The sequence below is a fragment of the Ruegeria sp. AD11(2025) genome, from assembly GCF_056542405.1.
Genome location: NZ_JBQFZU010000007.1, coordinates 201448 through 208355, shown reverse-complemented (window position 1 = coordinate 208355; position 6908 = coordinate 201448). Strand labels below are relative to the sequence as shown.

Annotated in this window: 8 protein-coding genes; 4 read left to right on the top strand and 4 right to left on the bottom strand. The window is 57.8% G+C overall.

Features of this window, described 5'->3' with window-relative positions; genetic code table 11:
• Positions 1–437: 437 nt before the first annotated feature.
• The 4 genes from ACR1XY_RS09640 to ACR1XY_RS09625 are packed head-to-tail and all read left to right on the top strand — an operon-like array spanning position 438 to position 3934.
• Entirely contained in the window at positions 438–1088 is a 651-nt protein-coding gene (locus ACR1XY_RS09640) for a histidine phosphatase family protein (protein WP_480592563.1), read from the top strand.
• Between the two features lie 15 nt (positions 1089–1103).
• A complete protein-coding gene (locus ACR1XY_RS09635; protein ID WP_480592561.1) occupies positions 1104–1718 on the top strand; it encodes a glutathione S-transferase family protein in 615 nt (204 codons plus the stop codon).
• Between the two features lie 14 nt (positions 1719–1732).
• The gene (locus ACR1XY_RS09630) at positions 1733–2788 is read left to right on the top strand and encodes a saccharopine dehydrogenase (RefSeq protein ID WP_480592559.1); all 1056 of its coding nucleotides are present in this window, start codon (positions 1733–1735) and stop codon (positions 2786–2788) included.
• Positions 2789–2791: 3 nt separating this feature from the next.
• Positions 2792–3934: a saccharopine dehydrogenase family protein gene (locus ACR1XY_RS09625; RefSeq protein ID WP_480592557.1), complete on the top strand. Its 1143-nt coding sequence runs from the start codon at positions 2792–2794 to the stop codon at positions 3932–3934.
• A gap of 38 nt (positions 3935–3972) precedes the next feature.
• Here the strand turns inward: ACR1XY_RS09625 and ACR1XY_RS09620 are convergent, their stop codons facing one another.
• The 4 genes from ACR1XY_RS09620 to ACR1XY_RS09605 all read right to left on the bottom strand — a co-directional run bounded on the left by ACR1XY_RS09620 (position 3973) and on the right by ACR1XY_RS09605 (position 6827).
• Entirely contained in the window at positions 3973–5079 is a 1107-nt protein-coding gene (locus ACR1XY_RS09620; RefSeq protein ID WP_480592555.1) for a tetratricopeptide repeat protein, read from the bottom strand.
• Between the two features lie 118 nt (positions 5080–5197).
• Positions 5198–5398, bottom strand: a complete 201-nt coding sequence (locus ACR1XY_RS09615; protein ID WP_480592553.1) for a DUF1127 domain-containing protein — start codon at positions 5396–5398, stop codon at positions 5198–5200.
• 38 nt (positions 5399–5436) lie between these two features.
• Positions 5437–5673, bottom strand: a complete 237-nt coding sequence (locus tag ACR1XY_RS09610; RefSeq protein ID WP_480592551.1) for a DUF1127 domain-containing protein — start codon at positions 5671–5673, stop codon at positions 5437–5439.
• A 107-nt stretch (positions 5674–5780) separates the two neighbouring features.
• Complete coding sequence (locus ACR1XY_RS09605; RefSeq protein ID WP_480592549.1) at positions 5781–6827, bottom strand: tetratricopeptide repeat protein; 1047 nt, start codon at positions 6825–6827, stop codon at positions 5781–5783.
• Between the last annotated feature and the right edge of the window lie 81 nt (positions 6828–6908).

Genomic DNA, 6908 nt, shown 5'->3' with positions numbered 1-6908 from the left:
AACAGGCATCTCCCACCCAGCAAAATCAACCATCTTACCACCCAACTCAACATGCAATGAGTACAACGGCGTGCGCTTAATATCGGTCATGGGTCCAACCTTTCTTAGGTCATAATCTTTGAATGCCGCAACTGCCCGTTCTGCGCCAAGGCTATTTGCTGCCCAACTTCCCACGACTGTGTCGCAAGTCAACAGTCATGGAACTTTGATCTGTGTCAGAGCAGTCCCCTTGCGAGCCGGTAAAGAGTATACGCCCGTATGCTGCACCCGTGTTTCTGTTAGGAAACTTTTCCCCCTTAAGCAACACCAAAATGACAATCACCGACAGCTCATCCAAGCATGCGCCACAAGCCGCTGAGATTTTTGCCGGATGCCCACGCAACACCACTGGTCCCTGCCTACAACCTGCCCTAAGACTCCGCCCGAGAGGGACCGCCATGTCACATATAACACTGGTTCGCCACGGCCAGGCCAACACCGTTGCGCGCGATGAAAAGAGCTATGACAAGCTCAGCGATCTGGGTCACCAGCAGGCGCGCTGGCTGGGTGATCATCTGCAATTCACGCGGACCAACTATACGCGGGTCTATTGCGGCACCCTGACCCGGCACATCGAGACCGCCGCCAGCATGGGACTGACCGAGCCCGTCCGTGACCCCCGGCTGAACGAGATCGAATACTTCACCATAGCCAGGCTGTTCGAAGAGCAGCACGGCGTGGTGATCCCGACGGACCGGGAAGGGTTTGTAGATCATCTGCCTCGCACCTTCGCCGCCTGGGCGAACGGGGAAATCAATGATGCGCCCGAAACATTCGACGCGTTCGAGGCCCGCGTCTCAGGCGCTCTGCGTGAAATCGGCACTGAGGGTGGCCCGGCGATTGTGGTAACCTCCGGCGGGTTAATCTCGATGGTGGTGCGGCAGGCCATGGGGCTGGACATTCCGTCCATGGCGCGCGTGGCCCTTGCCATCATGAACACGTCAATGCATCGTCTGCACCCGATTGGCTCGCAGCTGAGCCCGGTCCTGTTCAACGCTGTTCCGCATCTGGAAGCGCCGGATCGGCAATACGCCCAGACCCACCTGTAACCCCGGAGGTTCCCGATGCAGCTTTACTATGCCCCCCGGACGATCTCGGTCGCTGTTGCCATCGCCTTGGAAGAGGCCGGACTGGAGTATGAAGCGATCCGGCTAAACTTTGCCGAAGGTGAGCAAACAAAACCGGCCTACAAGCAGATCAACCCCAAGGGCCGCGTCCCGGCGTTGGTCGTAGAGGGCGGCATCCTGACCGAAACCGGGGCTCTGCTGGAATATATCGCAGCGAAGGCCCCCGAGGCCGGGCTGGTGCCCGCTGATCCGGTCTTGGCTGCCCGCATGCGTGAAGTGATGTTTTACCTCGCCTCGACCATGCATGTGAACCACGCGCACAAGCTGCGTGGGCCGCGTTGGGCCGACAAGAAATCCAGCTGGAAGGACATGAAAGACAAAGTTCCCCAAACGATGACCGCGTCCTGTGGCTATATCTCGTCCAACGGGTTGCGCGGGCCGTTTGTGCTGGGCGATGCGTTCTCGCTGGCCGATGCCTATCTGTACGTGGTCTGCAGTTGGCTGGAAGGTGACGGCGTTGACGTATCGGCCTTTCCAAAGATTCTCGCCTTCCGTGAGGCGATGGAGGCCCGGCCTTCGGTTCAGGCGGTGCGCGCCGCGGGAATGCTCTGACAAAAGGAAATACGATGACACATCTCTGGGTCCGGGCAGAACAGCGCCCGAACGAGGAACGGGTCGGGTTGACCCCCGAAGGTGCCGTTGCGCTGATCGCTGCGGGCATCCGCGTGACGGTCGAGGAAAGCTCGGTCCGCGCGATCCCGATTGACGGCTACAAGGACGCCGGTTGCGAGATCGCGGCTGAGAATTCGTGGCCCGAAGCCCCGCAGGACGCGATCATCTTCGGGCTCAAGGAGCTGCCCGAGGACGGCACGCCCCTGCCCCACCGCCACATCATGTTCGGACACGCCTATAAGGGCCAGCATTCCGGCCGGGCACTGCTGGAACGGTTCAAGGCAGGAGGCGGCACGCTCTATGATCTGGAATATCTGGTCGATGAAGACGGTCGCCGGGTCGCCGCCTTTGGCTATTGGGCCGGGTACGCGGGCGCTGCCGTGACGCTCAAGACCTGGGCCGCGCAGCAACGGGGGCAGGAATGCCCGCCGGTTGGGGTTTATCCCAGCAAGGACACGCTGAATGCCGAATTGCTGGATGAGCTGGACGCCACCGGTACCGACCGTCCCCGCGCCATCGTTATCGGGGCCTTGGGTCGTGTCGGCACCGGCGCCGCAGACCTGTGCGAAGCGATGGGTGTCAGCGTCACCAAATGGGACATGGCCGAAACCGCAAGCGGTGGGCCATTCCCGGAAATCCTCGACCACGACCTGTTCCTGAACTGCATCTTTGCCCGCCCCGACACCCCGGTCTTTGTTCCGCAAGAGGCGTTGACCGCCCCGCGCAACCTGACCACCATCGGTGATGTCGCCTGCGACCCGGACAGCGATTACAATCCCGTACCGGTTTATGACCGCGCCACAACATGGGGCGCCCCCGCCCTGCGGGTTGCGACCGACCCTGTTATGGACGTCATGGCAATAGACAACCTGCCTTCGATGCTGCCGGTCGAGAGCTCCGAAGATTATGCCGCGCAACTGCTGCCCTCACTGCTGACCCTGACCGATTTGGACAACGGCGTCTGGGGCCGGGCGTCGGCAACTTACAATACTCATATGAGAGGAATCTGAACGATGACGATTCACTGGTGTGGCACCGGGCTGTCGGCCATACCCGGCCTGCGCCGCCTGATCGAAGGCGGGCACAAGGTCACCATCTGGAACCGGACCATCGAAAAAGCCAAGGCCGAGGTCGGTGATCTGACCGACGACATCCGCGCCTTTGACATCGACGCATTAGGCGCGGTGCTGGAAAAAGGAGACGTGATCGTCTCAATGCTGCCGGGCGACTGGCACGTGCCGCTGGCGGAGCTGGCCATTTCGAAAGAGGCCAATTTTGTCTCTTCCTCCTACATCGCGCCCGAGATGCGCGCGCTGGACGACAAGGCGCGTGAGGCCGGCGTCGCGCTGGTCAACGAGGTCGGGCTGGACCCGGGCATCGACCACCTGATGGCCCACGCGCTGGTCGCCGACTACCGCGCCTCGGGCGCGTTCGATGCGCAGAATCACCTGAGCTTTATTTCGTATTGCGGCGGCATCCCCAAGAACCCGAACCCGTTCCGCTATAAATTCAGCTGGTCGCCTTTGGGTGTGCTCAAGGCGCTGCGGTCGCCATCGAAATCGATCCGCGATTACGCTCCGCTGGATGTCACCCGCCCCTGGGATGCGATCACCAGCTATATCGCGCCGCTGCCGACGCCCGAGAGTTTCGAGGTCTATCCGAACCGCGACTCGATCCCCTTCATGGCCGAGTACCAGTTCGAGAAACACTGGCCTGTCAAGGAATTCGTCCGCGGCACCCTGCGGCTGAACGGCTGGGCCGATGCATGGTCGGACGTGTTCACCGAGATCGAGACACTTTCAGGCCCCGAAGGTGATGCGCGACTGAAAGAGATGTCGGATCAGTTCTGGGCCGAGAACGCCTATGACGAGGGCGAGCCGGACCGCGTGGTTCTGTGCGTGGGCCTGAAGGCGGAAAAGGACGGCGTCCCGGTCTGGAACAAGACCTATGTGATGGACGCCTGGGGCGACGCGCGCGGCACGGCAATGGCGCGTCTGGTGTCGGTTCCGGTCTCGCTGGCTGTCGAGGCGGTTCTGAACCGCGCCATCCCAGCCGGTGTCCACGCCGCCCCCAGCGACCCGAAACTGGTGCAGGGCTGGATGGGTGAGATCGATAAACTGGCCCAGCACCTGCAGGTGGTGGATCACTTGAGTTGAACGATTGGCACCGGCCTGACTGAGGCAGGGCGGTGCCTTCAATTCATAGTATCATACGCCAGATCAACAAAATTGCGACGTACTTGCGGGCTGTAGAGGTGCTCATTTACGTATATCCAGCCCGCTTCGTTTTGCTCTTTAAACCCTTCGTAATACTCAACCTTGCCGTCGTTCACGCATTCGAAAGCGCGGTGAAGGATAAGGTACCGAGCCGCGCTTTCCGTAGATTGGTCCGGCGAGAGTGCCCCCATATAGGCCGACTGAAACTCTCGTCTGGATTTCCAATTCCCCAGCTGAACTAGGTCAGTGAGAGTATAAACGCCTGTGTCTTGCAAAGCCCTTTCGAGTCGTTCCGGGTTCAACTCTACCCACTCTTTCAACGCCTCATCACAGGTCAACACCGGATAGCCTGCCCGACGTTCGGGAAATAAGGGTGGGCAGTCAGGTCCTGCAAGAGCACATGCTTCAAAGAAACCTTCCGCCGTCTTTCTGTGCGTCAAATCCAACCGATACGCTTCTTTGAATGCTTCAGCAGCTGGCCCGTACTGCTTTAACTCAAGCCGCATATGCCCAAGTTCGCGCGGCATCCACAGCAAGCGCTCATCTTCCGCAGTCGGGTATTTCTTCATCAACCGAACATAATATGCGTCGGCCTCTTCGTACCGTTCCAGCTTCTTCAAAAGGAGAAAACGCTGTTGCATCGTGTAGGTATTCGCGGGGCCCAGACGATGTGCCTTTTCGATTGCATCAAATGCAACCTCATCCTCACCCAATTTGCCCAGCACATAACTGACCCACTGCCAAGCCTGGTGTTCATTTGCATTAAAAGCCGCAGCATCCTCGAAGTCCTGCAAAGCACGCTGAAGGTCCTCCTGTTTCACATATGCCCGGCCGCGATAGATATGGAGGACCGCCAGTTCCTCAGGCGTGTATTTTGCGGTTGCCAATAGCCTGCTGCAGCCCTGAACAGCCACCTCTGGTGCAGTTTCCGGGTTATGGCAACCCTCCGCAAACATATCTGCAGCCAGATCATTTCGCTGATTCTGTTGATACAAAACAAACGCGGCTGCCAGAATCAGGCACGCCGCCGCCAGCCTCACAAATCGGAAATTCAAAAAAACCTGCCCCTGCAACACGTCAATCAACTTAAACGCGTTCTTTCTGGCATGACTTCTTGCGAATGACCATCTGCGTCTTCGGATATCGGCCGAAAAAAAAGCCACCCCGATTTATCGGAGTGGCTTTATCTCGAACCGCTACCGGTCAGATATAGCGCTCAATCACGTCTTCGATATTACTGCGATTGATGCCAATCTCTGCCAGATCCTGATCGGACAACCGGTTCAGCTCCTGCGCGGCACACACGATATCCGATCTGATCCCCTGCAGCCGCATCGCCCGGTCAAAAAGCAACACAGAACTGGCACTTACCGGGGGTTTGCAGTTGGGTTTGAAATCCAGCATTCTCTCCTCCATGTTTGATGCCCGACAGGGCGCCTGAATCACTGCGCGGGGCGGTGATAGGGCTGCTTGTGGTAGATGCTTTCATAGGCGCGCCGATTGATGTCACTGCGTGGGATGCCGATGTCTTCCAATTGCCGGTCAGTCAGCTTTTCCAGTGACCGGACGGTTTTGGCGTAAATCCCGCGGCGGAAATGTTCGACCCGGGCTTCGGCGTAATTCGAGAACAGACCGAAGAAGAGCCCCTTCTGCGGGGTAACTGTTTGTGCGTATCCCATGACTTTCTCCTTTAACTCTGAATTGCATGTTTTGTTGCTGAAACAGATAAAAGAAGCCCGCGTTAACGCAGCTAGAGGGATAGATTAAGACTGGTTAATGTGTTGGGTCAGGGCGCGCTGTCGGGTTCTTTCAGGTAAAAATGCGCCAGATCGACAAGGTTTCTGCGCAGTTCGGGGGCGTAGAAATGTGCATTTACCATCGTGGCGTCATCGCCTTGAGGGCCGACATATCGGAGGGGATAGATGTACTTTTCGGGGAAGACACAGTCGAACACGGCACTAACCAAGATAAAGCGTTCCGCCGCTCTTGAAGGATCTCCACCCGTTAATGCTATGGATTGGCCTGCGTATATCGCTCGAATCTGGTATTTGCTCCATCTGATCTCTTGCGCAAAAAGATCATTCACGGTCTGCACCTCGAACTCCCGAAGGTTTTCGCTAAAGTCGAGGTCCTCGCCCAACTGCGCAATCGCATCAGGGCACGTTAACTCGGGATAGGCTTCCCGCCGTTCGGGAAAAAGGGGTGGGCATTTGGGCCCCAAGCCAAGACATGCCACGTAATAATAGCCTACGAGAACGTGGTTCTGCGGATCGCGTTTGATCCCTTCGGTCGTCAGATCAAGCAGCTGATCGTAAAGCTTGTCCTCAATTAGGTGACTTCCCCACATCTTTTTAATCCATCTGCGGTCGGGGTAAGTCTTTGCTAGATTCGCGAAATAGGCATGCAGTTGGTCGTCCGCACCCATCGCGCGAAGCAATTTCCCTTTCATTTCTAGCGAGTAATCACTAGCAGGTGCGCGTTCCAACGCCGTCTCAATAGTCACCAATGCGTCGGCGTAGTCCTTGGTGCGCGTCAACACAAGAGCCTTCCACTGCAGCGGCACCTCGCTTTCGGGGTCGGCTGCAATCGCCAGATCGGCCTCACGTTTTGCGGCCTCCCAATCCTTCACCCCCATGTAAAGCCGCATTTTGTTGCGATACGCCAAAGATCGCTCAGACGGGTCGAAGACGGCCCAGTCCAACAGCAGATCGCAAGCGTCGAGGGTAGTCTGCAGGTCGCCCTTGTCAGAACTGCAGATATCAACCAACGCGTCGTGTTTTTTGCGCAAAATCGGCAGAGCCACGATGCACAGCACGACCAGAACAATGGCCACGCGGACAAAGGTCAGTTTGCGTTTCGGGGGATCAACAGGAGTATCAGCGTTCATTCAATCAACCAAAAGTATATCCGGCTG